18 protein-coding genes and 2 tRNA genes are annotated in these 24,589 nt (G+C 69.0%); 12 read left to right on the top strand and 8 right to left on the bottom strand.

Annotation, left to right across the window (positions count from 1 at the left end; all coding sequences use genetic code 11):
* Nucleotide 1 precedes the first annotated feature (1 nt).
* From VHA82_RS08145 to VHA82_RS08130, 4 genes are read left to right on the top strand one after another with little or no spacing between them, the layout of a single operon-like run.
* Nucleotides 2-2,197, top strand: a complete 2,196-nt coding sequence (locus tag VHA82_RS08145; RefSeq protein ID WP_325542321.1) for an NHLP family bacteriocin export ABC transporter peptidase/permease/ATPase subunit — start codon at nucleotides 2-4, stop codon at nucleotides 2,195-2,197.
* Nucleotides 2,194-5,214 carry an NHLP bacteriocin export ABC transporter permease/ATPase subunit gene (locus VHA82_RS08140; RefSeq protein ID WP_325542319.1) on the top strand — a complete coding sequence of 1,007 codons (3,021 nt, stop codon included), beginning with the start codon at nucleotides 2,194-2,196 and terminating at the stop codon, nucleotides 5,212-5,214. Before VHA82_RS08145 ends, VHA82_RS08140 begins: the two co-directional genes overlap by 4 nt.
* Nucleotides 5,211-9,434 carry an ATP-binding cassette domain-containing protein gene (locus tag VHA82_RS08135; protein WP_325542317.1) on the top strand — a complete coding sequence of 1,408 codons (4,224 nt, stop codon included), beginning with the start codon at nucleotides 5,211-5,213 and terminating at the stop codon, nucleotides 9,432-9,434. Before VHA82_RS08140 ends, VHA82_RS08135 begins: the two co-directional genes overlap by 4 nt.
* Nucleotides 9,431-9,682, top strand: coding sequence for a hypothetical protein (locus VHA82_RS08130; protein ID WP_325542315.1), 252 nt, complete (start codon nucleotides 9,431-9,433; stop codon nucleotides 9,680-9,682). Before VHA82_RS08135 ends, VHA82_RS08130 begins: the two co-directional genes overlap by 4 nt.
* Here VHA82_RS08130 and VHA82_RS08125 read toward each other — a convergent pair.
* From VHA82_RS08125 to VHA82_RS08110, 4 genes are all read right to left on the bottom strand, one after another.
* Nucleotides 9,673-10,701 (bottom strand): GNAT family N-acetyltransferase, encoded by a 1,029-nt coding sequence (locus VHA82_RS08125; protein WP_325542313.1) that lies wholly within the window; start codon nucleotides 10,699-10,701, stop codon nucleotides 9,673-9,675. The genes VHA82_RS08130 and VHA82_RS08125 overlap by 10 nt on opposite strands.
* A 77-nt stretch (nucleotides 10,702-10,778) precedes the next feature.
* Complete coding sequence (locus VHA82_RS08120) at nucleotides 10,779-11,117, bottom strand: Nif11-like leader peptide family natural product precursor (RefSeq protein ID WP_325542311.1); 339 nt, start codon at nucleotides 11,115-11,117, stop codon at nucleotides 10,779-10,781.
* 234 nt (nucleotides 11,118-11,351) lie between these two features.
* A tRNA-Arg gene (locus tag VHA82_RS08115) sits at nucleotides 11,352-11,428 on the bottom strand.
* A gap of 25 nt (nucleotides 11,429-11,453) precedes the next feature.
* Nucleotides 11,454-11,530: transfer RNA gene (locus VHA82_RS08110), tRNA-Pro, on the bottom strand.
* 53 nt (nucleotides 11,531-11,583) lie between these two features.
* On the opposite strand from VHA82_RS08110, the gene VHA82_RS08105 reads away from it, so the two are divergent.
* Both VHA82_RS08105 and VHA82_RS08100 read left to right on the top strand, forming a co-directional pair.
* Nucleotides 11,584-12,024: a C4-dicarboxylate ABC transporter substrate-binding protein gene (locus VHA82_RS08105; RefSeq protein ID WP_325542309.1), complete on the top strand. Its 441-nt coding sequence runs from the start codon at nucleotides 11,584-11,586 to the stop codon at nucleotides 12,022-12,024.
* The gene (locus VHA82_RS08100) at nucleotides 12,017-13,477 is read left to right on the top strand and encodes a TRAP transporter large permease subunit (protein ID WP_325542307.1); all 1,461 of its coding nucleotides are present in this window, start codon (nucleotides 12,017-12,019) and stop codon (nucleotides 13,475-13,477) included. The genes VHA82_RS08105 and VHA82_RS08100 overlap by 8 nt, the downstream gene beginning before the upstream one ends.
* A 50-nt stretch (nucleotides 13,478-13,527) precedes the next feature.
* On the opposite strand, the gene boxB is transcribed toward VHA82_RS08100, so the two are convergent.
* From boxB to VHA82_RS08085, 3 genes are read right to left on the bottom strand one after another with little or no spacing between them, the layout of a single operon-like run.
* A complete protein-coding gene (boxB, locus tag VHA82_RS08095; protein ID WP_325542305.1) occupies nucleotides 13,528-14,952 on the bottom strand; it encodes a benzoyl-CoA 2,3-epoxidase subunit BoxB in 1,425 nt (474 codons plus the stop codon).
* A 2-nt stretch (nucleotides 14,953-14,954) separates the two neighbouring features.
* A complete protein-coding gene (boxC, locus tag VHA82_RS08090; protein ID WP_325542345.1) occupies nucleotides 14,955-16,661 on the bottom strand; it encodes a 2,3-epoxybenzoyl-CoA dihydrolase in 1,707 nt (568 codons plus the stop codon).
* Nucleotides 16,662-16,666: 5 nt separating this feature from the next.
* Nucleotides 16,667-17,566: a helix-turn-helix transcriptional regulator gene (locus VHA82_RS08085; RefSeq protein WP_325542303.1), complete on the bottom strand. Its 900-nt coding sequence runs from the start codon at nucleotides 17,564-17,566 to the stop codon at nucleotides 16,667-16,669.
* 90 nt (nucleotides 17,567-17,656) lie between these two features.
* Between VHA82_RS08085 and VHA82_RS08080 the strand changes: the two genes are divergently transcribed.
* Both VHA82_RS08080 and VHA82_RS08075 read left to right on the top strand, forming a co-directional pair.
* Entirely contained in the window at nucleotides 17,657-18,127 is a 471-nt protein-coding gene (locus VHA82_RS08080; RefSeq protein ID WP_325542301.1) for a flavodoxin domain-containing protein, read from the top strand.
* Nucleotides 18,128-18,150: 23 nt separating this feature from the next.
* Entirely contained in the window at nucleotides 18,151-19,761 is a 1,611-nt protein-coding gene (locus VHA82_RS08075; RefSeq protein ID WP_325542299.1) for a benzoate-CoA ligase family protein, read from the top strand.
* 82 nt (nucleotides 19,762-19,843) lie between these two features.
* On the opposite strand, the gene VHA82_RS08070 is transcribed toward VHA82_RS08075, so the two are convergent.
* Nucleotides 19,844-20,731, bottom strand: a complete 888-nt coding sequence (locus tag VHA82_RS08070) for a hypothetical protein (protein ID WP_325542297.1) — start codon at nucleotides 20,729-20,731, stop codon at nucleotides 19,844-19,846.
* 180 nt (nucleotides 20,732-20,911) lie between these two features.
* Here VHA82_RS08070 and VHA82_RS08065 point away from each other — a divergent pair, with 180 nt between their 5' ends.
* The 4 genes from VHA82_RS08065 to VHA82_RS08050 are packed head-to-tail and all read left to right on the top strand — an operon-like array spanning nucleotide 20,912 to nucleotide 24,583.
* Nucleotides 20,912-22,099 carry an ABC transporter substrate-binding protein gene (locus VHA82_RS08065; protein ID WP_325542295.1) on the top strand — a complete coding sequence of 396 codons (1,188 nt, stop codon included), beginning with the start codon at nucleotides 20,912-20,914 and terminating at the stop codon, nucleotides 22,097-22,099.
* On the top strand, nucleotides 22,099-22,719 hold the full coding sequence (locus VHA82_RS08060; protein WP_325542293.1) for a LysE family translocator: 621 nt from the start codon (nucleotides 22,099-22,101) through the stop codon (nucleotides 22,717-22,719). Before VHA82_RS08065 ends, VHA82_RS08060 begins: the two co-directional genes overlap by 1 nt.
* Nucleotides 22,719-23,582 (top strand): branched-chain amino acid ABC transporter permease, encoded by an 864-nt coding sequence (locus VHA82_RS08055; RefSeq protein WP_325542291.1) that lies wholly within the window; start codon nucleotides 22,719-22,721, stop codon nucleotides 23,580-23,582. The genes VHA82_RS08060 and VHA82_RS08055 overlap by 1 nt, the downstream gene beginning before the upstream one ends.
* The gene (locus tag VHA82_RS08050; RefSeq protein ID WP_325542289.1) at nucleotides 23,579-24,583 is read left to right on the top strand and encodes a branched-chain amino acid ABC transporter permease; all 1,005 of its coding nucleotides are present in this window, start codon (nucleotides 23,579-23,581) and stop codon (nucleotides 24,581-24,583) included. Before VHA82_RS08055 ends, VHA82_RS08050 begins: the two co-directional genes overlap by 4 nt.
* The last annotated feature ends 6 nt before the right edge of the window (nucleotides 24,584-24,589 follow it).

The raw sequence follows: 24,589 nt of genomic DNA, 5'->3' as shown, positions 1-24,589 counted from the left end.
GTTGGACACGACGCGAGGCGCCATCGATGTGAAGGCCGCGCGCGCGGTCCGGGTGCGCACGCCCACCGTGCTGCAGATGGAGACGGTGGAATGCGGCGCGGCGTCGCTTGCGATGGTGCTCGGCTACTGGGGCCGCCACGTTCCGCTGGAGGAATTGCGCGTCGCCTGCGGCGTATCGCGCGACGGCTCGAAGGCGTCCAACGTGCTGCGCGCGGCGCGCACCTTCGGCATGGTCGCCAAAGGCTACAAGAAGGACCCGGCGGGCCTGCGCGGGATGAAGCTGCCGCTCATCGTGTTCTGGAACTTCAACCATTTCGTGGTGGTCGAGGGCTTCGGCAGCGGCAAGGTGCACCTGAACGATCCGGCGGGCGGACGGCGCTGGGTGAGCGACGAGGAATTCGACGAGTGCTTCACCGGTGTCGTGCTCGCCATCGAGCCGGGGCCGGATTTCCGCAAGGGCGGCGAACGCCCGAGCGTCGTGCGCGCGCTCGCGCGGCGCTTTTCGGGCAACACGAACGCGCTGGCCTTCCTCGTCGTGTGCGGGCTCGCGCTCGTGATCCCCGGGCTCGTGCTGCCCGCCTTCGTGCGCGTATTCGTCGACGAGGTGCTCGTGGCGCGCCGCGAAAGCTGGCTCGCGCCGATGCTCGCGGGCATGGCGCTCACGGGCATCGTGCGCGCGGCGCTCAAGGCGCTGGAGCAGCACTACCTGCTGCGGATGGAAACCAAGATGGCGCTCGCGACTTCCGCGCGCTTCTTCTGGCACGTGCTGCGCCTGCCGGTGGAGTTCTACACCCAGCGCTCGGCGGGCGACATCGGCACGCGCCTGGGCGCCGCCGACGAGGTCGCGCGCATCCTGAGCGCCGATCTCGCGAATGCGCTGCTTGCCGTGGGCACATCGCTTTTCTTCGGCGCGCTCATGTTCTTCTACGATCCGGGCCTCGCGCTCGTCGCGCTCGCAACCGTCGCCACGAGCCTCGCCGCGCTGCAATACAGCAGCGTGCGCAACCGGCAGCTCAATCGCAAGTACGCGATGGATGCCGGCAAGCTGATGGGCGCCTCGATGGCCGGACTCGTGGCCATGGAAACCATCAAGTCCTCGGGCGGCGAGGCCGGGTTCTTCGCCAAGTGGGCGGGCTACCAGGCGAAATTCCTCAATTCGCAGCAGGAAGCCGCGCGCGTCGCGACGCGCCTCGCGCAACTGCCGGCCGCGCTCACCGCGCTCGGCAACGCGCTGATCCTCGGGCTGGGCGCGATGCGCGTGATGGACGGGGCGATGACGATGGGCACGCTCGTCGCGTTCCAGAGCCTCGCGGCCAGCTTCATCGCGCCGGCGCAGCAGCTCGTCGCGACCGCGGCCAAAGTCCAGCAGGCGCAAGGCTCGGTGGAGCGCCTCGACGACGTGCTGCAGTACGGACTCGACGTTTCGGCGCTCGCACCCGCGCCGGGCGTGAAGCCGATCGCGGAGAAGCTCGCCGGCCGCATCGAATTTCGCAACGTGACCTTCGGCTACAGCCGCGCGCAGCCGCCGCTCATCGTCGACTTCAACCTCGCGATCGAGCCCGGGCAGACCGTCGCGCTGGTCGGCCCTTCGGGCTGCGGCAAGTCGACGATTTCCAAGCTCGTGATGGGACTCTACGAACCCTGGTCGGGCGAAATCCTCTTCGACGGCCGCCCGCGCGCCGCCTACGACCGCTACGCGCTCGTCAGCTCCATCGGCCTGGTGGACCAGGACATCGTGCTCTTCAGCGGCAGCGTACGCGACAACATCACGATGTGGGACACGACGATCGCCGAGTCCGACATCGCGCGCGCCGCGCAGGATGCGTGCATCTACGAGGCAATCCTCGCGCGGCCCGGCGGCTTCGATTCCGCGGTCGACGAAGGCGGGCGCAATTTCTCCGGCGGCCAGCGGCAGCGCATCGAGATCGCGCGCGCGCTCGTGAACGATCCGCGCATCCTCGTCCTCGACGAGGCCACGAGCGCGCTCGACGTCGCCACCGAGCGGCAGGTCGACGACCGGCTGCGCCGGCGCGGCTGCACGAGCCTCGTCGTCGCGCATCGCCTGTCGACCGTGCGCGACGCGGACCTGATCGTCGTCCTCGACAACGGCCGGGTCGTGCAGCGTGGACGGCATGACGAGATGGTGGCCGAACGCGACAGCCCGTACGCCCGGCTCGTGAGTCCGGAGACCGCATGAACGACACGCGGACAGCCGATAGCGTCGATCGCGGCGGCGTCCAGCGCGACGGCGTTTCCGCGGGCGGCGCACCGCTTCATGCCTGGATGGCGAGCCGCTTTCCCGCGAGCGTGCCCGGCAGCCGTGCGCCGCTCGCGCTGCGCGACTCGGCCTCGCTCTGGTGGGTGGAGGAAGGCACGGTGGACGTGTTCGCCGTCCCCGCGCGCGAGGGTGTCGCCGCCGGCGCGCGAGAGCATCTCTATCGCGTGGCCGCGGGGCAGATCTATTTCGGGCTCGACCTCGACGACCTGGGCCGCGACTGGCTGCTGGTCGCGGTGGCCGCGCCCGCCACGCGGCTGCGCGAGCTCGACTGGCACTCGCTCGAAAGCGCGGCGCGCGAGGACGCGATCGCGCCGCACGACATCGCCACGGTGGTGGACGCGTGGGTCGGCGCCGTCACGCGCGGCGCGCGCAAGGGCGCGCAGCCGAGGCAATACATCCCCGTGCGCCCGGGCGCGCCGCAGCGCCTCTCGCCGGGCCAGGCGTTCTTTCCCGCCGAGCGGCTGGTGTTCGTGCGGGTCGAAGGCGCGGCGACCCTCCTCTCGCAGCCTCTGCTGCCGCACACGCAAAGCGGGATGCTCCTGCCGCTGCGCGACGAAGCGTGGATGCACGCGCAAGAGGAATGCACCGTCCACGCAATGGATATCCACGATGCGCTGGCGCAGCACGACGTGTGGGCCGGCCTGCGCCGCTATCACGCGCTCGTCGTGCGCGTGTCGCTCGCGGCGCTGGAACGCACGGCGGTTCGCGAAGCACAGCGCACGCGCGCCAAGGCCGAGCGCGCGAGCCGGTATCTGCACGCGGGCCTGGAGGTCTTCGCGAAAACGCTGGAGCCCGGCTCGCAGGAGGCGTTCGGCGCATTGGCCGACGAGCCGCAGCTCGCGGCCTGCCAGATCGTCGGGCGGCACATGGATCTGGAATTCGTCGCGCCGCCCGCCAGCGGCGTGGACACCGCCGATCCGATGGAGGAGATCGCGGTGGCCGCGGGCGTGCGCCACAGGCAAGTCGCGCTGCGCGGCAACTGGTGGCTTGCCGACGGCGGCCACATGGTGGGGCGGCTGCAGGAGAGCCGCCATCCGGTCGCGCTGATCCGCAGGAGCGGCGGCTACGACCTCCACGACCCGGCGGACCGCAGCGTGGTCGCGGTCGACGAGACCGTCGCGGCAAGGCTCGCGCCTTTCGCGTACACGTTCTTCCGCTCGCTGCCGTCCCGCGCGCTGAAGCTCGCGGACCTGATCGAGTTCTCGATGCGCAGCGTTCGCGGCGACCTGCGCTGGCTCATCGCCACCGGCGCGCTTGCCGGCCTGCTCGGCCTCGTGATGCCGCTCGCCACCGGCTACATCTTCGACACGCTCATCCCCGCTTCCGACCGGCCGCAGCTCGCGCAAGTGACGGGCATGCTGATCGCGGTGGCGATCGCCGGCGCGATGTTCGCGCTCGCGCGCTCGCTTGCCGCGCTCAGGCTCGAGTCGCGCATGGATGCCGGCCTGCAGGCGGCGCTCTGGAACCGCGCGCTCGATCTGCCGATCCCGTTCTTCCGGCCATTCAGCTCGGGCGATCTCGCGCAGCGGCTCAACGCGATCAACACCATCCGACAGGCGCTCTCGGGCGCCACGTTCGGCACGCTGCTCGCGAGCACCTTCGCGCTCGCGAACGCGGCGCTTCTCCTCTACTTCGACCTGAAGCTGGGCGCGCTCGCGCTGGCGCTGGTCGCCGGCGCGGCCTTCGTCACGATCGGCCTGGGCCTGTGGAAGCTGCGCTACGAGCGGCACATGTCGCAGGCGCTCGGCCGGCTTTCCGGGCTCGTGCTCGAATACCTGCACGGCGTCACCAAGCTGCGCGTGACGGGCGCGGAGTCGCGCGCCTTCGCCAACTGGGCCGAAGCGTTCGGCCGCATGCGGCGCCTGCGCTTCGCAAGCGGCAGCGTGCGCAACGTCCAGGAGGTCTTCTTCTCGCTCTACCAGGTGCTGATGGACATGGCGATCTTCGGCATGGTGGCCCTGCTGCTCGCCGGGGCGGCCGCCCCGCCGGGCTCGGCAGCGGCCGGTGCGGCCACTGCGGCGGATGCGGCTTCCGCAATGTCCACGGGCCGCTTCATCGCGTTCTACGGTGCCTTCGGGCAACTCGCGGGCGCGGTGCTCGCGCTGTGCACCACCCTGCTCGACGTGCTCAACCTCGTGCCGGTCTACGAACGCGTGAAGCCCGTCCTGCAGGCCGAGCCCGAAGCGGCGCAAGGACGCAGCCATCCCGGGGAACTGCATGGCCGCATCGAGCTTGCGAGCGTCTCGTTTCGCTACACCCCCGACGGACCGCTCGCGCTGGACAACGTGTCGCTCGCGATCCGCCCGGGCGGCTTCGTCGCGGTGGTGGGACCGAGCGGGTCGGGCAAGTCGACGCTGCTTCGGTGCCTGCTCGGCTTCGAGCAGCCCACGGCCGGCGGCGTCTTCTACGACAACCAGAACCTCGCGGACCTGGATGCGCGCGCGGTGCGCCGCCAGATGGGCGTGGTGCTCCAGCACAGCCAGGTGATGCCGGGCGACATCTTCAGCAACATCGTGGGCACCACGCAGCTGGGCATCGACGATGCCTGGGCCGCGGCGCGCTTCTGCGGTCTCGAGGACGACATCCGCGCGATGCCGATGGGCATGCACACCGTCATCTCCGAAAGCGGCACAACGCTGTCGGGCGGGCAGCGCCAGCGCATCCTGATCGCGCGCGCGATCGTGCAGCGGCCGCGCATCCTCCTCTTCGACGAAGCCACGAGCGCGCTGGACAACCCGACGCAGGAAATCGTCACGCGCAGCCTGAACGAGCTGCGCGCGACGCGTGTCGTGATCGCGCACCGGCTCACGACCATCATGAGCGCGGACCTCATCGTCGTGATGGACGCCGGGCGCATCGTGCAAAGCGGCAACTATGGGCAGCTGATCGGGCAGCCGGGCCTCTTCCAGGACCTGGCGAGGCGGCAGCTCGTGTGACGGTTCGCCGAGGCTTCGCGGTGCTGAACCAGCTCCTCGCCTCGCTCGGCCTGCCGCCGCGCGACGTGCGCGTGCCGACGCGGCTGCAATACCAGACGACCGAGTGCGGCGTCGCGGCGCTCGCGATGATCCTCGCCCACCACGGGCGGCACGTGAGCATGGAGACGCTGCGCGCCGACACCGGCGTTTCGCGCGATTGCGTGAACGCGGCCGACATCGCGCGCGCGGCGCGCAGCCACGGGCTCGCGTGCAAAGCCTACAGCCGCGCGTCGACACGGATCGACGACCTGCCGCGGCCCTTTCTCGTCCATCTTCGCTTCATCCACTTCGCGGTGGTGGAAGGTTTCTCGGCCGACGCCGTCCTGCTGAACGATCCGGCCTGCGGTCGCCGCGCGATGCCGAGGGAGAAGTTCGCCGAGGACTTCACCGGCGTCGTCCTCACGTTCGAGCCCGGTCCGGACTTTCGCACGCGGCCGTCTCCCGCCTCGCCGGGCGCGGCGCTGTGGGCCCGCATGGATCGTGACGAGCGGCAGCCGCTCCTCATCGGCGCTGCGTGCGCCTTCGCCGGTGCCACGCTGATGACGACCGCCGCGGCGTGCCTCGTCGAAGGCTCGACGCTTGTCCTGGCGGCGTGCGCCCTCCTTGCCGCCGCGGCCCTCGCGGCGCAGGCAAGGCAGCTGAACGAGTTTCGAGCAAGGCTCGTGCTGCGGCAGACGCAGCGCATGGTGCGGCACTTCCTCGCCTTGCCGGCACGGTTCTTCGACTACCGCCCCGCTTCGGTCCTGCATGGGACGCTGGGTGCGCCCGAGGCGGTGGCCGAATGCATCGTCGAGGATCTGCTGAGCGCGTCATGGCGCTGGATCGCGGCGGCCCTGGCGCTCGCATGCCTCGGGTGGCTTCATGCGCCCGTGGCGGTCGCTGCGGCCGTGCCGGTCGCGCTGTGCGTGGCGGCCACGCTGATCGTGGACCGGATGCGCGCGGACGCGAGGTGGGTCCATGGCGCACACGAGCGCACCGGCGCGCCGAACGTCCTCGCGAGCGTGGACGACCTGGAGCACGCCAAGCTCGCGGGCGCGGCGCTGTCCTTCGTTCGCGCACGCCTCTCTCGCAGCGCGGAAGCGGAAGACCTGCGCCAGCGCGGCGGTGAGCACGATGCCTTGCTCCATGCACTCGCCGTGGCCGCGGCGCTCGCGGCGCTGGGTGGCGTGCTGGTCACAGGCGGGCACGCCGTCGCCGCGGGCGCGGCGCCCGCGCGGCATCTCGTGGGCTGGATCGCGCTCGGGCTACTCGTCGTCGCGCCTTTGCGAAGTCTCGCGCCGCTGCTCGGTGCGTGGCGTCGGCTGCAGCGCCTGCTGATGCCGCTGGACGACGTTCTGGCATGTCCGCCGGATGCGAAAGATTCTTCGGCGCACGCCGTTCGCGCGTTGCCCGGCAAGCAGGTGCTGCGGGCGGAGCACCTGAGCTTCGGGTACAGCGCAAGGCGCCCGCCCCTGCTGCGGGACATCGATCTCGCACTCCATGACAGCGAGCAGCTCGGGCTCACCGGACCTTCGGGCGGCGGCAAGTCCACGCTGGCCGCGCTGCTGGCCGGGCACCACGAGCCATTCAGCGGTCAAGTGCACCGCCTGCAAGAGGAAGAAGACAGGGGCATGCCTGTGGCCTGGGTAGATCGCGCTTCGTTCTTCTTCGAAGGCACCGTGCGCGAGAACCTGTGCCTGTGGACGCCCGGTGTGTCCGCGGACCGCCTGGCTCGCGCGGTGGCCGATGCGGGGCTGGACGACGTGCTCGCGCAACGCCCCGGCGGACTCGACGCCGAAGTGGCCGTGCGCGGTCGCAACTTCAGCGCTGGGCAGCGCCAGCGCATGGAGATCGCGCGAGCGCTGCTGCGCGAGCCTCGCGTGCTGATCCTCGATGAGGCCCTGGACGCGCTCGACCCCGCGCTCGAGGCGCGGATACGCGCGAGCCTGCGCCGCCGCGGCTGCGCGCTGATCGTGGTGAGCCATCGCGCGAGCACCCTGGCCGCGTGCGATCGTGTGCTGTACGTGGCGGGCGGTGGCTTGCGCACCTGGGACGCGCAGGTCGCGGTAGCACCCGCTGGCGCGCCATCCCTGCAGCCGCCGACGGGAGGACTGCCGGCGGTCTCGCCACCCGAGTCACCGTGGCAATCGGCCGACCCGCAAGCCCTTGCGGCAAGTTTGCGGCGCATCGCGACCCTGCTCGGCGGGCCTTTCGAGGAGCTTCCTTCTCACCCGGAAGACGCCGACGCATCGGACTTCGATCTCCTTGCACGACGCTGCGGCCTCGTCGCGCGCGAGGTCCGCTTCACCGTGCCAAGCTCGTGGGAACGCAATGCGGGATGGCTCCTCGCCCTGCGCACCGGCAGCGCGGCGCCCGTGCTCGTGCGTGACAGTGCGGCGCATCCGCGCTTCGTGGACGGATCGACCGGCGAGGCGCTCGACACGGTGTCCCACGCGGACTTGCTGCCCACGGCCTACCGCTTCTTCGCGGCGTCCGAACCGCGCGATCGCAGTGCCGCGAGCGTGCTGACGGGCAAGGTGATCCAAAGCGCGCCGGCGTTCGCTTATGTCGGCTTCACGAGCCTGCTCGTCGCGGTGAGCGCGATGGCACTGCCGGTGCTCGCGCTCTCGCTGCCGGCACTCGTGCGCGACGCGAGCGCGCGAAGCGCATGGCAGCTCGCGGGCGTGCTCGGGCTCCTCGCCGCGTCGGCCGCGCTGATCGATTTCAGCCGCTCGGTCGCATTGCAGCGTGCCGCGGGAAGCATTCGCCTTTCGACTCTGGCGGACTTCGCGCAATGGATGGCGCGACTGCCGACGCAGGTCGTGCGACGGATGGACACGAGCGACTTCGTCCTCGGTCAGGACGCCTTGCCGCGATGGCTGGACCGCCTGCTGGGCGCGCCGCTGCGGCAGACGTTCGACGCATCCACGTCGCTCTGCGCGCTCGCGTTGCTCGCATGGATGGATGTCCGCGTGGCCTTGTTCGCCGCGCTCGCGGCCGCGGCTTGCGCGGTGGCGCCGCCGCTGCTGGCACGCGCGGCCGGTGCCGCGGCGCACGCGCATCGCCGCCGGACGCTCGTCACGCAGCGCTTGCTGTACGACGTGCTCGGCGGCATCGCGCGCCTGCGCATGCTCGGCGCGATGGAGCGCGCCCTCGCCCACTGGATGACGCGTCTTGCGGACGACACGTCCAAGGCCCGATCGATGCATGCGATCGAGGCGCGCACGGCATGGTTGTGCGAGGCGCTTCCCTGGCTCGCCGTCGCTGCCTGGGCCGTCGCGCAACCCTGGATGGCGGCGCTGACGCCCTGGCAACAGGCGGCGGCGCTGCTGGCCATGTGGCCGCTTTTGCAAGCCGCGTCGGGCGTCGGTGCCGCGGCAGCGCGCGCCGCCGCAGTCCGGCAGCTGGCCGCGTCCAGCGATGCGCTCACGACCTTGCCGCTGGAGCCGGCGCCGTCCCGCGCGCCGCATGCGACAGCCGACGCACTCACGCTTCGGCGCGTGCGATTCACCTACCCCGGCACGCGATTCACCGTCTTGCAGGACGTGTCGCTCGAGATCGCGGCGGGCGAGTTCGTCGGCGTGACGGGACCCTCGGGCTCGGGAAAGTCGACGCTTGTGCGCGTGCTCGCGGGATTCGAGTCTCCGCAGGAAGGGACCGTGCTGTGGGGGCAGCGGCCCCTGGACGAAGCCGCATGGGTCGCGTGGCGCGAAGGCATGGCGATCGTCACGCAGGATGAGGCGATGCTCTTTTCGAGCACGCTGCGGCACCATCTCATGGGCCAATCCCTGCACACCCTCGACGAAGCACGCGAGGCATTGCGAACGGTGCTGCTCGACGACGACGTGGCACGCATGCCGATGGGACTGCAGACGATCGTGGAAAGCGGCAAGCTTTCCCACGGGCAGGAGCAGCGCCTGCACATCGCGCGCGCGCTGCTGCGCAAGCCCCGGCTCCTGGTGCTGGACGAAGCGACGAACGCGATCGCCGATGCGATGCAAGCCGAACTGATCGAGCGTCTGCGGCGGCTGGGCATTGCCTGCGTGCTGGTGACGCATCGCGAGTCGGCGCTGATGCTGATGGACCGCGTGCTGGTGATGGAGCGCGGACGCGTGGCGTGGGACGGCCCGCCTTCGCGGCTGCGCGGCGAGCCGCGGCTGCTCGAGATGCTGCGGTCGCAGCGGCAGGAGGGCCATGCATGACGACGCACCGCTCGGATGGCGAAGATGGCGAGGATGGCGAACGCGGCAAACGCGGCGAACGCGGCGAAAGCGCCGAGGACGGCGAGGCAAGGATCGGCATTTTCCGCCGCGCGGCGGTCCTGCGGTATTCGCAGCCCGTTCAGGCCGACACGCCGGAGATGCTCGCGCCTCGGCGCGCGGGGCTGCCGGCGCTCGGTATCGCGCTGGCGCTGTCGGCCGCGGTCCTCGCGTGGCTGCTTCAGGGCTGAAGCTCTTTTTCGCTCACGTAGCGGGAGTCCGTCCATTCGCTGTAGGGCTCGAGCTGGCGTTCCATGAAGCGCCGCATCGCCGTGTTGCCTTGCGACGTTTCGAAAACGCTCAGGCTCGCGGCGCCGTGCAGCTTAGCCTGGCGCTCGCAGACGTCGCGCGCGCCCGCCGCGAGCCAGCCCAGGCGCCGCACTTCGGGCAGCGCGTAGCCCTGGCTGTAGTGGAAGGAGTCCGCGAGCGCGCCGCGCGAGCCGACGATCCAGCCGACGATGCGTTCTTCGCGCCGCAACACGATCGACAGGTCCGCAAGCGGCGTCACCCCGATGTTCCGCGAGAAAGGATCGAACGCGCGATCGGCCTCGGGCAGCTCATGCGCGACGCGCCTGGCCTTCGCCCACTCGGCATCGTCCATGTCCCTCCAGCTCGTCGTGCCGAAGCCGCGATCCGCGAGCCGTTGCAGGAAGCCTGCCCAGTCGTGCTTCGCCCGCTCGGCCCATGCAGCGCGGCCGGCCAGGCGAAACTCGAGTTCTTGCGGCGGCCTCCACCCGCAGACGGCGAGCAGCCGCTCGAAAGCCTGCCGCGCCTGCATGCGGCTGGAATGCACCGCCACGAGCCTGCGTGTGCCGCTCTCGCGAGCCAGCGCTTCGCCCGACGCGAGCAGACGCATCCCGAGGCCGCTTCGGCGCGCCAGCGGGTGCACCATCACCGAGAGCAACCTGCGCCTGTCCTTCGGTGGGGTTGCCTCGGGCGACCGAGCGCTGTCCGCGGCATCGGCCGAATCGATGCCTGGCGGAAGACTTGCTGCAGCGGCGCCCTCCGGCGGCAAGGCCCATGGCTCCGAATACAAGGCAAGACCCGCCGGCTGCTCACCCATCCACACGCCGACGGCAATGCATCCGGCAGCGCTCGTGCTCTGCCCGGCGCGGGCCAGCAGCGGACGCAGACGTGGATAGGTGAAGGATTCGAATTCGCCGGCCGCGCGCCCCAGGAAGCCGGCGGTCAGCGGCGCGATGCGGAACATCGCGCTCAACTGGCTATGCAAGATCGAAACGCGTCGACGACCTGGCCGCGATGCATGCGCATCGACGGCCGATTGCTTCAAGTGCCTTTCAGCGGACCTGTCGGCGCAGGCTGCGGCCCGATGCAGGAACCGCCGGAGACAGCTTCGAGCTCATCGTCCGTGAGCTCGGCGTTCTGCCGCGCAAGCATCGCGCCATTGAGCTTGTCCCCCAGGGCCACGAGAGCGGGACTCGCGCCGGGCTTGGGGGCATCGCGCACCGCGATCACTTCCTCGGGCGTGAATTCGTACCCGTGTTCCTTGCCCAGGGCCAGCACGGCATCCATGCCCCCGCGGGCCCAGGCATCGACGGCCTTTGCGTGCAGCGCTTCGGTGTCCGCCACCATATTCATGAAGTCCTGCATGGCTTTCAGCGACATCAAATTCTCCGTAGTCATCGGACCGTGCCGGTACTGCCGCAAGATATCGATCCGCTATCGTTGCAGGGCGCAGAGTAGGTCCTCGTGGATTGGGTGTCAAACGGGCCCACCGAATCGGCGGGGGCGCGCGGCAATACTTCACGAATGCATGGCCGCGGCGCGTCGCACGCCGCGATTGCTTCGCGGCTCGCGCCTCGCTGCTGCTCTCGAGTCGCCCACGGGGCGTGATGTCTCTGGCCTGCCCGGAGGGGCTCGAACCCCCGACCCACAGCTTAGAAGGCTGTTGCTCTATCCAGCTGAGCTACGGGCAGACAGCTTCCTCGGGGAAGATGACCTTGGTCGGAGCGAGAGGATTCGAACCTCCGACCCTCTGCTCCCAAAGCAGATGCGCTACCAGACTGCGCTACGCTCCGACGCCGCCGATTCTACGCGGGGGACGGCCCTCGGCAACCGTACACTCGCGGCCATGTCCGAACGGATGATGCGCCTCGCCTCGCTGCTCGTGTTGCCGCTCGCCGTGCTGCTCTTCGCGCAGTGGCCGCTTCGGGACGTCGTCCAATGGGGCTCCCGCCAGGCCAACGACGCGGCCCAGGTGCTGTTCGCCCTCTACATGGCCTGCGCCGTGACGGCCGCCAGCCGGGCCGGAAGCCATCTGGCCGTGAGCCGCGCATCGCATCCGCCCGGACGAATCCGCGCCTGGATTCTCCTTGCCTGCACCGCGCCCTGGGCCGCCTTCGTCGTGTGGAGTTCGTTTCCCACCGTGATCCAGTCCGTCTCGCAGCTGGAGCATTTTCCCGAGACGTTCAACCCGGGCTACTTCATCGTGCGGCTCGCGCTCTGGCTGCTCGCCGTCCTCGTCCTGCTGGAGGGCCTCGCGGCGCCGCGACGAGCGCCGCCCCATGCGTAGCGCCGGCCTCTGGATGCTGCTCGTCCTCGGGACGGCCACCGTCGTCACGGGCCTTCCCGTATGGGCGCTGCTGATCGCGGTGGCGAGCGCCTTCGCGGCTTTCGGCCTCGCGCTCGGCGCGTTCGATGCGCCGGTGCTCTCGGCCTTGCCGACGCGCCTGATCAACCTCCTGGACCACGACCTGCTGCAGGCGATGCCGCTGTACGTGTTCATCGGCGTGCTGCTGCAGCGCACGGCCATCGGCGATGCGCTCTTCGATTGCGCGGCCCGCGCGCTGCGCATCACGCGCGCCGCGCCGTCGCTCGCCGGGCTCGCCGTGGGCGCGCTCGTCGCGCCCATGAACGGCTCCGTCGCCTCGAGCTCGGCGCTCCTCGCGCGTCTCGTGGCGCCGCGCCTGAAGGGGCTCGCGTCCGCGAAGGCACTTGCGCTCGTGAGCGCCGGCGCGACGGTCGGCCTGGTCGTCCCGCCGTCTCTCGTGCTGATCCTGCTCGGCGACGCGATGATGCGGGCGCACACGGAAGCGAGCAATCTCCCCGGCTACACGCTCGGGTCGCAGCGCATCGTGAACACTCAGGACGTGCTGCGCGCAGCGCTCGTGCCGGCGCTTTCCATGCTCGTCCTGTGGTCCGTCGTGGCCTGGGCGCAGGGCAGGCGCGGCGCCATGACGCGCGCAAGTCCGGTGAGCGCGAAGGCATGGCTCACCGCAGGCGTGACGGCGCTGGCGATCCTCGTTCTGCTCGCGGGCGTGTTCACGGGGCACCTCTTCGCCGTCGAAGCGGCGGCCACCGGCGGCTGCCTGCTCGCGATCCACACCGCGGTCACCCGCGCGCTCGATCGCGCACAATGGTCGGCCGTGCTGATGGACACGCTCGATCTGAGCGGCGCCCTCTTCGCGCTGCTCGCGGGGGCCACCACCTTCAGCCTCGTCTTCCGCCTCTTCGGCACCGACCGATGGATCGCCGAGGCGGTGCTTTCGTCTCCGCTCTCCGCGACTGCGACTGCTCTGCTGGTCCTGGCCGCGACGGCCGTATGCGGATGGGTGCTCGATGCATTCGAGATGATCTTCGTGATCGTTCCCATCGTCGCGCCGCTGCTGGTGATGCAGCTGGCCGATGCGCAGCAGGTCTCCGTGCTGCTGCTGCTCGTGCTGCAGGCGGGCTTCCTGCTGCCGCCGATGGGATATGCCGTGTTGATGGCCCGTGCGCAATCGGGCCTCCCGCCGGCGCGCATGCGTGAACTCGCTCCCGCGCTCGCGCCTTACGTCATGGCACTGCTCGTGGTGATGGCGATGGTGTTCGTCTCGCCGCGCGCCGTGCACTGGCTCGACGAAGCCCCGCGCGAAGCATCGGCAGCGAAACCGGCGGTGTCGGAAGAAGATCTCGTTCGCCAGATGCGAGAGATGTCCACGCCGCCGGCCGACGACGCGAGCGCCGCGGAGCCTGCGACGCAATAGCGCACGATGCACCAGCCGCGACGCATTGGCCCGCGGCGTAGGAGCGCGCGTCAGAGCCGAACGTATTCGTAGTCGACCGGCTGCGCGTTGATGCCGCGGTCCGGCGGCGCGATCCAGCCCGCGATCTTTCCGGGCTCGGTCACCGGCCTCATGAGGCTCTTCACGAACGCGATGTCCTCCGCGCTCGGCAGCCACTCGTTCCTGCGCGCCTCGAACTCGGCTTCGCCGATCGGCCTTCCTTCGGGATCGGTATGCAGGCCCGCCCACGCGCCCACCTGCCGGCGAAAGCGCGTGGAAGGCAGCTTCATCTCGAAAGGAACGCCCGCGCGCCTGATCGTCATGTTCCAGCGCGCCACGCCGATCGCGCAGTCCTTCGCGTACTCGAGCCGCGTGATCTCGTTGATGCCGTTGCGCACGGCGATCGATTCCTCGCGCACGCCGCCCTGGCCGTCGGGCACCTGAATCGTCATCGACGTGCCGGCTTCCACGTGGTCGGCGAAGCGCGCCTCGTCGGGGCGGCCCTTGATGCCGTTGCTGAAGTAGTTCGCCGCGTTGGACGACGACTCCGAGCCGAACAGGTCCAGCGAACTCGTGAACCAGTAGTTGAGGAACCGCTGGATCGTCGGCAGGTCGATCGCGCCGTGCTCGCGCACCTTCTTCCAGTCGTCGGTGTCCAGTTCCTTCATCACTTCCAGCGAGCGCCGGATCACGCGGCCGACACCCGTCTCCCCCACGAACATGTGGTGCGCCTCTTCGGTCAGCATGAACTGGCAGCTGCGCGACAGCGGATCGAACGCGCTTTCGGCCAGCGACTTCAGCTGGAACTTGCCGTCGCGGTCGGTGAAGTACGTGAACATGAAAAACGACAGCCAGTTGTCCATCGGCTCGTTGAAGGTGCCGAGGATGCGCGGCTTGTCCGGGTCGCCGCTGTGGCGTTCGAGCAGTTCCTCCGCCTCCTCGCGGCCGTCGCGGCCGAAGTAGGCGTGCAGCAGGTACACCATCGCCCACAGGTGGCGGCCTTCTTCCACGTTCACCTGGAAGAGGTTGCGCAGGTCGTAGAGCGAAGGCGCCGTGTGGCCCAGCATGCGCTGCTGTTCCACAGAAGCCGGCTCGGTGTCGCCTTGCGTGACGATGAGTCGGCGGAACGTGGAGCGGAATTCGCCCGGCACTTCCTGCCACGCGTCCTGGCCCATGAAGTCGCCGAAGCCGATCTTGCGGTCGGCCTGCCGGTCGGCGAGGAAGATGCCCCAGCGATAGTCGGGCATGGCCGTGTAGCCGTATTGCGCCCAGCCCTGCGCGTCCACGCCCACCGCGGTGCGCAGATAAACGTCGTTGGCCCGGAAGTCGCTCGGGCCCATCTCGTCCCACCACTCGAGGAACGCGGGCTGCCAGTGTTCGAGCGCGCGCTGCAGCTGGCGGTTGTCCGCGAGCTGGACGTTGTTGGGGATCTTGGCTTGCAGGTCGATGGCAGTCACGGTCACACTCTCTTCCAGTCGAATTTCGCTTTCCTGCCGGTGCCGAACAGCTTCAGGGCACCCTCTTCGCCCACGGCATTGGGGCGGATGAAAATCCAGTTCTGCCACGCCGAAAGGCGCCCGAAGACGCGCGTCTCCATCGTCTCCCGGCCGGGGAAACGCAGCGACGCTTCCATGCCGGTCAACGCATCGGGCGAGAGCGAGGCGCGCTCTTCCAGCATCAGGCGAATCTCATCGGGCCAGTCGATGTCGTCGGGCGCGAGCGTGACGAGCCCGAGTGCCAGCGCTTCGCCGGCTGCGAGCTTCGCGTCGCCCAGCGCCCGCAGCCGCGCGATCGTGCCGGCGTCTTCGTTGAAGCGCGTCTGCAGGCGCGTGAGCCCGTTCACCTCGGGATAGCGGCCGAAGTTGGCCGCGCTCAGTTGCAGCGCGGGTGCGGCATCGGGTGCGTCATCGGGTACATCCGGCAGGTCCAGCATGTAGATGCGGTCGCACGCGAGCGCGAGTTCGTAGAACGTGCCGGCGAAGCACGAGCCCTCGTCCACGAGCGCGATCAGCGAACGGCTCGTCACGTCCAGCCGCGCGAGCGCGCGGCGCGTGAGGCCGATCGTCTCGCGCACGAGCCAGTGGTCCTTGTGCGCTTCGAGCACGGCATCGGCCTGCAGCACGCACCGCGCATCGCCTTGCGTGCGGATCACCCAGGTGCCGATCTCGAGCTCGTTCGTGCGCAGGTTGAGGATCGCGTCGTCCAGTTCGCGCGCGAACTGCAGCGGCCACCAGTTCACGCCGGCTTCGACGATCGCCTCCGGCGTGGCCTCGACGGCCGATTTCGGGGCGCTCATCGTGAAGGTGGCGACGCGCGCGACGCGGTCGATCCGCACGTCCACCGTCTCGTAGTGGTAGCCCTCTTCGTCGATGTCCAGCCGCACGGGCGCAAGCTCGATGCCGCGAACGGGGCCCGCACGCGTCGACAGGGCCTTCAGCGCGGACGCTTCGGTTTCCACGAGTTGCGCGAACTGCTGCGGCTTGGCATGCGAATCGATCAGCTTCCACGCCTTCGCGCGATCCGCCCGCACGCCTTCGCTCGTCGTGCAGAAGATGTCCGCCAGGTCGCGGCGGACCTTGCGCTTGTCGGTGACTCGCGTGAGCCCGCCCGTGCCGGGCAGCACGCCCAGAAGCGGCACCTCCGGCAGGGACACCGTGGAGGAGCGGTCATCGACCATCGCGATGCGGTCGCACGCGAGCGCGAGTTCGTAGCCGCCGCCCGCGCAGGCTCCCGTCACCGCGGCGAGCGACTTCAGCCCTTCGTGCCGCGACGAATCCTCCAGGCCGTTGCGCGTCTCGTTGGTGAACTTGCAGAAGTTCACCTTCCATGCGTGCGTGGAAAGCCCGAGCATGTAGATGTTCGCGCCGGAGCACCAGATGCGATCCTTCGCGCTTTCGAAGACGACCACCTTCACGGCCGGATGCTCGAAGCGGATGCGGTTCAACGCGTCGTGGAGTTCGATGTCCACGCCCAGGTCGTAGCTGTTCAGCTTGAGCTTGTAGCCCGGCTTCAGGCCGCCGTCCTCGTCGATGTCGAGCGTGAGCCGGGCGACGTCGCCCTGCACGTCGAGTTTCCAGTGGCGGTAGCGCGAGGGGTGCGTCGCGAAGCTCACGAGCTCGCGCGCCTCCCCCGCGATCGTCCGCGTGAACAATAGCGGCTCCGTCATCGCATTCATGCGGCTTCCTTGATGGTTTCGAAAGCGGGCACGGCCCGCTGCAGGTCTTTCAGGGACTGTTTCACCGAGCGCGCGGCGGTGTCGATCACCGCATCCGCGCGCGCGTAGAGCGCTTCGCGGCTCGCGAGGATGCGCTTGATGTCGTCCAGCGCTTCCGCGGTCGCTCCGCGCGTCGTATCGAAGGGCCGCATGTCGCCCTGCGCGACGACGCGGCTCATGTGCTCCTCGGGATTGGCCTTCACCCACACGCAGTAGAAATGGCTTTGCAGCAGGTCGAAGGTTTCGCGCTCGCTCACGATGCTGCCGCCCGTGGTCATCACCACGCCTTGCGCGTGCTGATCCGCGATGCGAAGCAGCGCGCGGCGCTCGTAGCGGCGATAGCCCGACTGCCCGTGCAGCAGCAGGATTTCGTTCATGCTCGTGCCGGCTTCGCGTTCGATCTCGCGGTCGAGCTCGACGAAAGCCACGCCACGCTGCGCCGCGAGCTGCGCGCCGAGCGTCGTCTTGCCCGCGCCGCGCAGGCCGATGAGCGCGATGCGGCGCTCGCGCCCCTGCGCGTCCGCCAGCCCGAAAGTGGACGCGAGCAGGCTGCAGGCCCGATCGAGCTGCGCATCGTCCAGGCGCGCGAGCAGCCCCTGCGCGCGTGCGAGCGCGGGCCGGGGCGCATCCTGCAGCAAGTCGAGCAGACTGAGGTTGAGGGCGCGCGCCGCACCTTCGAGCGAATTGATGGAGACGTTGCCCCTGCCGCTTTCGACATCGGCGAGGAAGCGTTCGGACAGCCCCGAATCGGCGGCGAGCTGCTTGCGCGTCATGCCGCGCCGCGCTCGCCAGGCGCGCACCCGGGCGCCGAGTTCGGCGAGGGTCGCCTTCGATTCCTTCTCGGTCATCGATTGCATGGGATCAGGATTTCTCCGCGAAAGTCTTGCGCTGGATCAAGATTGCAGTATACTGCCTTCAGTGACATCGTCAAGCACTTTACTGCATTCATGAAGCTCAAGATTCTCGTCGGCACGATGACCAACACGGCCGAGTACGTCGCTCAGGCGATTCAGATGGATTGCGCGGATCTCGTGGACGAGATCGAGATCGCGATGATGGATGGCCTCGACATCGGCGTGTTCGATGAGGATGCGCTATATCTCATCTGCACGTCGACCTATGGCTCGGGCGACGTGCCGGACAACGCGCGCAATCTCTACGATTCGCTCGAGCTGCAACCGAAGTATCTGGGCGCGGTGCGCTACGGCGTGATCGCGCTCGGCGACCGCACCTACGCGCAGACCTTCGCCTTCGGCGGGCGCAAGTTCGACGAGCGCCTGCAGGGGCTGGGCGCGCGGCGCATCGGCGAGCTCTTCATCCACGATGCGAGCGAGGGGACCATGCCGGAGGAACTCGGCACCGCCTGGTGCCGGGAGTGGCTGCCGCAGGCGCTCGCGGCCATGCGGGTCACGGCCTGAACAACGCGAACGAAGGAGCTCGCATGCACCCGAGCCGCACGGACACCAGCAAGAGCGCACCGAGCGTGGACATTCCGCGCGACTACAACGCGGCGCACGACCTCCTTCAGCGCAACGCCGCGCGCGCGGACAAAGTCGCCTACGTCGATGCCGCAAGCGGCGCGCAACTCACCTACGGCGAGCTCACCGAGCAGGCGCACCGCTTCGCGAACGCGTTGCGCGCCCGCGGCTTCGCGCCCGAGTCGCGCGTGATGATCGCGATGCTCGACACGCTCGAATGGCCGGTCGTGTTCCTCGGATGCATCCTCGCGGGCGTCGTGCCGATCGCGGCCAACACGCTGCTCACGACGAAGGATTTCGAATTCATGCTGCGCGATTCGCGAGCGCGGGCGGTGTTCGTGTCCAAGCCCCTCGTGGCGGCATTCGAGCCGCTGGCCGGCAGTATCTCCTCGCTGCGCGAGATGTTCGTCGCGGGAGAGGAAGGCGAGCACAGCGTCGCCGCACTCATCGGTTCGGGCACGGGCGAACATGCGGTCGCGGCCACGTGCTGCGACGACGTGTGCTTCTGGCTCTATTCCAGCGGCTCCACCGGCACGCCCAAGGGCACGGTGCATCTGCAAAGCCATCTCATCCAGACGGCGGAACTGTATGCGAAGCCGATCCTCGGCATCCGCGAGGACGACGTCGTCTACTCCGCCGCGAAGCTGTTCTTCGCCTACGGCCTCGGCAACGCGCTCACGTTCCCGATGAGCGTGGGCGCGACCACCGTGCTGTTGCCGACGCGCCCCACGCCCGGCGACGTGTTCGGCGTGCTGAAGCGATTCCAGCCCACGATCTTCTGCGGCGTGCCCACGCTCTTCGCGGCCCTGCTCGCCGATGCGAACCGGCCGAAGCGGGACGAGGTCGCCTTGCGCGTCTGCGCGAGTGCCGGCGAGGCGCTGCCCGCGGAGATCGGCAAGCGGTGGACGGCCGAATACGGCTGCGAGATCCTCGACGGCATCGGCTCCACCGAGATGCTGCACATCTTCCTGTCGAACCGGCCGGGCGAAGTCCGCTACGGCACCACGGGGCGGCCCGTGCCCGGCTACGAGCTGCGCATCGTCGGCGACGACGGGCGCGAATGCGCGGACGGCGAGATCGGCGAGCTGCAGATCAGGGGACCGAGCGCGGCCCTCATGTACTGGAACAACCGCGCGAAGACGAAGTCGACCTTCGCGGGCGAGTGGACGAAAAGCGGCGACAAGTACACGCGCGACGCCGACGGCTTCTACACCTACGGCGGGCGCACGGACGACATGCTGAAGGTGGGCGGCATCTACGTGTCGCCGTTCGAGGTGGAGGCGTGCCTCATGACGCACGCCGCCGTGCTCGAAGCCGCGGTGATCGGCGTGAACGACAGCGAAGGCCTCACCAAGCCCAAGGCTTACGTGGTACTCAAGGCGGGGCAGCAGGTCGCGGCGGAAGTCCTGCAGGAGCACGTGAAGACGAAGCTGGCTCCCTACAAGTACCCGCGCTGGATCGAGTTCGTGCCTGAATTGCCGAAGACGGCGACGGGCAAGATCCAGCGGTTCAAGCTGCGGGCGCTGGAGAACTCGCCCGGCCCGAGCACCCAGGACGCGATCGACAAGGGCTGATGCGGCGCGGGTCCGGCCACGCGCGCCGCGGCGCATCCATCCCGATGTCCCGGGCGTGCCGGTGCTTCGCGCCGCCCGGTCTCTAGCAGAAATGCGGAAACAGCGTGAGCGCGGACACGGGCCGGGCGCACCGCCGGCCATGAACTCGCGGTTGCGGACCGGCCAGGGCGGGCACATAGAACACGCCATGTTCGGTGACGGCGACCGTGACCGACTCCGAGCGTTCGCCCTCCTGCGCCACGGCCGTGCCTTCGCCCCTTTCCTGCGCGACGCCGATGCGCCCGCACTGGAACCGGCAGGCGGAATTGCGCGTGCCCGCGGCGATCGCAGCCTCCACCAGGAACCGCGCTTCGGCGATCGAAGTGCCGCAGCCGCAATCCGGCCGCGGATCGCTGCCCGGGTCCCGGGAAAACCGTCCCCCAACGACGAAGAGGCTCACGTCCCTGGCCCCGGCCCCGAGCATTGCCTCGACCATGCCTTCCACGCACGAATTCGCCGTGCCGGCGTGGTCGCTCTCGGAGTCCCGATTGAACGAAATGCGCTTCGCGGCGGCGAGGGTCGTCCCCCGCTCCGTGCGGCCGATCGCGCACAGGGCATAGTCCGCGCCGACTCCCGAAAGCGTCAGCGCCTGTCCCGGGCCGATGCCGACGGGACGGCCGACCGTCTCGGCGTCCATGACCGAGAACCGGTCGAGAACCTTCGGGTCGACCATGATGATCGCCTCGTGGCGCAGCTGGGGAAAGTCGGCCGTCAATTTGCGCCGGACGCTGCGGTCGGCCGCCTCGGCTCGCGCGGGATCGACGGCCATCGCCCGGGGCGGATCGGGGCGGACGGCTTGCGCATCCGGAGCTTGCGATCGCGGGACTTGCGACTGCGGGACTTGCGGTTGCGGTGCTCGCGCCTGCCCGAGTTGCCATGGCTCGAACCGGTGGGAGAACGTACGTCCAAGGGGCTGCGAATCGGAATTCATGGAGGGTCTCCTTGTGGATCGAGTCTCGACGGTCGCGGAGTCTATCGGCGCCCGCGACGCAACCCTCCATACCAACGTCTCATGTGGCGCCGCGCCCGATCCCGGCGAAGACCCGATGGCGCAGGGCCCTCGCTTCGGATAGAAAGACCCACGTCTAGAATGCGCCCCGAAGGAGATTTCATGACCACACGAAGAGTTGTCCTGGTTCGCTCGGCCGCCGTCGTCGGCGCCGCTTCCACCGGTTTGCTGCTGCCGCAGATCGCGCGCGCGCAATCGAGCCGCATCCGCGTCGGCTTCATGCTGCCCTATACCGGCGCCTACGCGCCGCTCGGCGTGGCAATCGAGAACGGCGTGCGCATGGCCCTGAACGAAAAGGGCGGCAAGCTGGGTGGCCGCGAGATCGACTGGTTCAAGCTGGACGACGAATCCGAACCCTCCAAGGGCGTCGAGAACGCGAGCCGCCTCGTGCAGCGCGACAAGGTCGACGTGCTGATCGGCACCGTCCACTCCGGGGTTCAGATGGGTATCCAGAAGGTCGTGCGCGAAGCCGGCGTGCTGAACATCATCCCCAACGCGGGCGTGCACGCGGCCACTCGGGCGCTGTGCGCGCCCAACGTGTTCCGCACCTCCTTCACCAATTCGCAGCCGACGCTCGCGCTCGGCAAGCCCATGATGGACAAGGGCCTGAAGCGCGCGGCGTGGATCACGTGGAAGTACGCGGCAGGCGACGAAGCCTTCGAGGGCTTCAGGGACAGCTACACGAAAGCGGGCGGCACGATCGTGAAGGAACTCGGCCTGCCGTTTCCCAACGTCGAATTCCAGGCGCTGCTCACCGAGATCGCCTCGCTCAAGCCCGACGCCGTCGCCTGCTTCTTCGCGGGCCCGCCCGCGGCGAAATTCATGCGCGATTACGCGGCCGCGGGCCTGAAGGACAAGATTCAGCTCTGGGGCTCGGGCTTCCTCACCGAAGGCGTGCTCGATGCCGCCGGGCCGGCGGCCGAAGGCGTCATGACGACGATGCACTACAGCGACTCGCTCGACACGCCGAGGAACAGGCAGTTCCGGCTCGATTACGCGAAGACCTTCCGCCTGCAGCCCGACGTGTACGCGGTGCAGGGCTACGACAGCGGCCTGCTGCTCGCGCTCGGCATGGCCGCCGTGAAGGGCGACTTCGCGAACAGGCAGGCCCTCTACAAGGCGATGGAAACCGCGGCCATCGACAGCCCGCGCGGCAAGTGGACCATGAGCAAGTCCCACAACCCGATCCAGGACATCTACCTGCGCCGCGTGGAGAACAAGGAAAACAAGGTGATCGGCATCGCGGCGAAGGCGCTGGCCGATTCGGGCGCCGGCTGCAAAATGGCGTAGTGACACTCTCGACCTACCTCCTCTACCTCGCCGCCGTCACGCTCCTCATCGTCACGCCCGGGCCGACCCTGTTGATGTGCATGACGAATGCCATCAACCACGGGACGGCGCGTGCGATGGCGTCGGTCACGGGCGCGCTCACCGCCAGCACGCTCGCCATGGCGCTGTCCGCGCTCGGGCTCGGCGCGGTGCTCGCCGCCTCCGAGGCGGCCTTCACCACCCTCAAGGTGATCGGCGCCGCATACCTCATCTGGCTGGGCGTGCGCACGTTTCGCAGCGGCGGCGGCTTCCGGCTCGAAGGCGATGCGCCGGCGCGGCGCCATTCGCTCTATGTGCAGGGCTTGCTGGTCGGCGCGAGCAACCCGAAGGCGCTCATCTTCTTCGCCGCGTTCTTCCCGCAGTTCATCGACCCCGCGCGGCCGCTCGCGCCGCAGTTCGCGCTGCTCGCGGGCACGTTCGTCGTCGGTGACTTCCTCATGATGCTCGCCTGCGCCATCGGCGTGGGGCGCCTCGCGCCGCGCCTGAAGGATGCGCGCGCGGTGCGCTGGATCAACCGCATCTGCGGCGGGCTCTTCGCGTTGCTGGGCGGCCTGCTGCTGCTCTCGCGGCGGCACGCCTGATGACACTCGCGAACTTCCTGATCCAGCTCCTGAACAGCGTGCAGTACGGGCTGCTGCTGTTCATGCTGGCCGCGGGCCTCACGCTCGTCTTCGGGATCATGGGCATCGTGAACCTCGCGCACGGCAGCTTCTACATGCTCGGGGCGTACCTCGCGTGGTGGCTCGCGTCGCTCTCGGGAAGTCTCGCCATCGCGATGGCCGGCGGCGCGGCGCTTTCGATCGTGTTCGGGCTCGCGCTGGAACGCCTTCTCTTTCGCCACTTCTATGATCGCGATCACCTCGACCAGGTGCTGCTCACGTTCGGCCTCATCTACGTCTTCGAGGAACTGCGCTCGATCCTCTGGGGCGACGACGTGCACGGCGTGAACGTGCCCGAACTGCTCGGCGCTTCGATTCCGCTCACGGACACGCTCTCGTACCCCGTCTATCGCCTCTTCATGTCGGCCGTGTGCATCGTGCTCGCGGCGGGCCTCTATCTCCTCATCTCGAAGACGCGCCTGGGCATGAAGATCCGCGCGGGCGCCTTCAACCGGCAAATGACCGAAGCGCTCGGCGTCGACATCGAGCGCATCCACGCGACAGTGTTCGCGCTCGGCGTCGCGCTCGCCATGTTAGCCGGAATGATCGCCGCGCCCATCGCGAGCGTGTATCCCAACATGGGCTCGCAGGTGCTCATCATGTGCTTCGTGGTGGTCGTGATCGGGGGCATCGGCTCGGTGCGCGGCGCGCTCATCGCGTCCCTCCTCGTGGGCACCGTCGACACGTTCGGCAAGGTGCTCGTGCCCTCGGTCGCGGGCATGCTCGTCTACATGCTGATGGCGGCGGTGCTGCTGTGGAAGCCGCAAGGGCTCTTCAGGCAGTGAACGCCGCGACGACCCGCCTCGAAACGCTCCCGCGCGGCTTGCAGATCGCGCTCGCGCTTGCGCTCCTCGCGCTCGCGCTCGTGCCTTTCTTCGCGGCCGACTTCTATGCGCAGATGGTCGCTCGCATGATGATCCTCGCGATCTTCGCGATGAGCCTCGACCTGCTGCAAGGCGTCGCGGGGCTCGTCTCGCTCGGCCACGCCGCGTACTTCGGGCTCGCGGGCTATGCGCTCGCCTTCCTCACGCCGCAAGGCGAGGCGGTGAGCCTGTGGTGGACGCTGCCCGTCGCCGTCGGTGCATCGGCGCTCGCCGCGCTCGTGATCGGCTTTTTCGTCGTGCGCACGCAGGGCATCTACTTCATCATGGTCACCATGGCGTTCGCGCAGATGGTGTTCTACCTCTTCTTCGACAACAAGGTGCTGGGCGGCTCCGACGGCGTCTACATCAACTTCAAGCCGGACGCGGGCTTCTTCGATCTCGAGAACAAGGTCGTCTTCTACTACTTCACGCTCGCCGTGCTGCTCGCGGTCTACGTGTTCCTGAGGCGCCTGCTCTTCAGCCCCTTCGGGCGGGCGCTCGCGGGCATCCGCGTGAACGAGCACCGCATGCGCGCGATGGGCTTCGGCACTTTCGGGTACAAGCTCGCGGCGTTCACGCTCGCGGGCGCGCTCGCCGGGCTCGCGGGGTATCTGTGGGGCGCGCAGACCGGATTCGTGAATCCCGAGCTCATGGGCTTTCACATGAGCGCCGACGCGATCATGATGGTGATCCTGGGCGGCATGGGCAATTTCGCGGGGGCGATCCTCGGCGCCTTCACGTTCGAGTGGCTGCTCGACCAGTTCAAGGCGCTGCCCGAGCTCGGCGCGTTCAACGCGGGCAAGCACTGGCAGCTCTGGATCGGCCTTTTCATGGTGGCCGTGGTCGTCGTGGCGCCGCGGGGGCTTCTCGGCATCGTGGAGCGCATCCTGCGCAAGAGTGGCGGCGATGATGGACAGCGATGATGGACG

The sequence above is a fragment of the Ramlibacter sp. genome (genome assembly GCF_035548915.1).
GTDB lineage: Bacteria > Pseudomonadota > Gammaproteobacteria > Burkholderiales > Burkholderiaceae_C > Ramlibacter.
The sequence above is the reverse complement of the archived record's forward strand: the minus strand, read 5'-3'. Positions and strand labels throughout refer to the sequence as shown.

Bases quoted from the DNA above. Each gene is read 5' to 3' on its own strand.
- VHA82_RS08140 (WP_325542319.1), top strand. From the start codon at position 2,194: ATGAACGACACGCGGACAGCCGATAGCGTCGATCGCGGCGGCGTCCAG.
- VHA82_RS08130 (WP_325542315.1), top strand. From the start codon at position 9,431: ATGACGACGCACCGCTCGGATGGCGAAGATGGCGAGGATGGCGAACGC.
- VHA82_RS08125 (WP_325542313.1), bottom strand. From the start codon at position 10,701: ATGTTCCGCATCGCGCCGCTGACCGCCGGCTTCCTGGGGCGCGCGGCC.
- VHA82_RS08120 (WP_325542311.1), bottom strand. From the start codon at position 11,117: ATGTCGCTGAAAGCCATGCAGGACTTCATGAATATGGTGGCGGACACC.
- VHA82_RS08105 (WP_325542309.1), top strand. From the start codon at position 11,584: ATGTCCGAACGGATGATGCGCCTCGCCTCGCTGCTCGTGTTGCCGCTC.
- VHA82_RS08100 (WP_325542307.1), top strand. From the start codon at position 12,017: ATGCGTAGCGCCGGCCTCTGGATGCTGCTCGTCCTCGGGACGGCCACC.
- boxC (WP_325542345.1), bottom strand. From the start codon at position 16,661: ATGACGGAGCCGCTATTGTTCACGCGGACGATCGCGGGGGAGGCGCGC.
- VHA82_RS08085 (WP_325542303.1), bottom strand. From the start codon at position 17,566: ATGCAATCGATGACCGAGAAGGAATCGAAGGCGACCCTCGCCGAACTC.
- VHA82_RS08080 (WP_325542301.1), top strand. From the start codon at position 17,657: ATGAAGCTCAAGATTCTCGTCGGCACGATGACCAACACGGCCGAGTAC.
- VHA82_RS08075 (WP_325542299.1), top strand. From the start codon at position 18,151: ATGCACCCGAGCCGCACGGACACCAGCAAGAGCGCACCGAGCGTGGAC.
- VHA82_RS08070 (WP_325542297.1), bottom strand. From the start codon at position 20,731: ATGAATTCCGATTCGCAGCCCCTTGGACGTACGTTCTCCCACCGGTTC.
- VHA82_RS08065 (WP_325542295.1), top strand. From the start codon at position 20,912: ATGACCACACGAAGAGTTGTCCTGGTTCGCTCGGCCGCCGTCGTCGGC.
- VHA82_RS08055 (WP_325542291.1), top strand. From the start codon at position 22,719: ATGACACTCGCGAACTTCCTGATCCAGCTCCTGAACAGCGTGCAGTAC.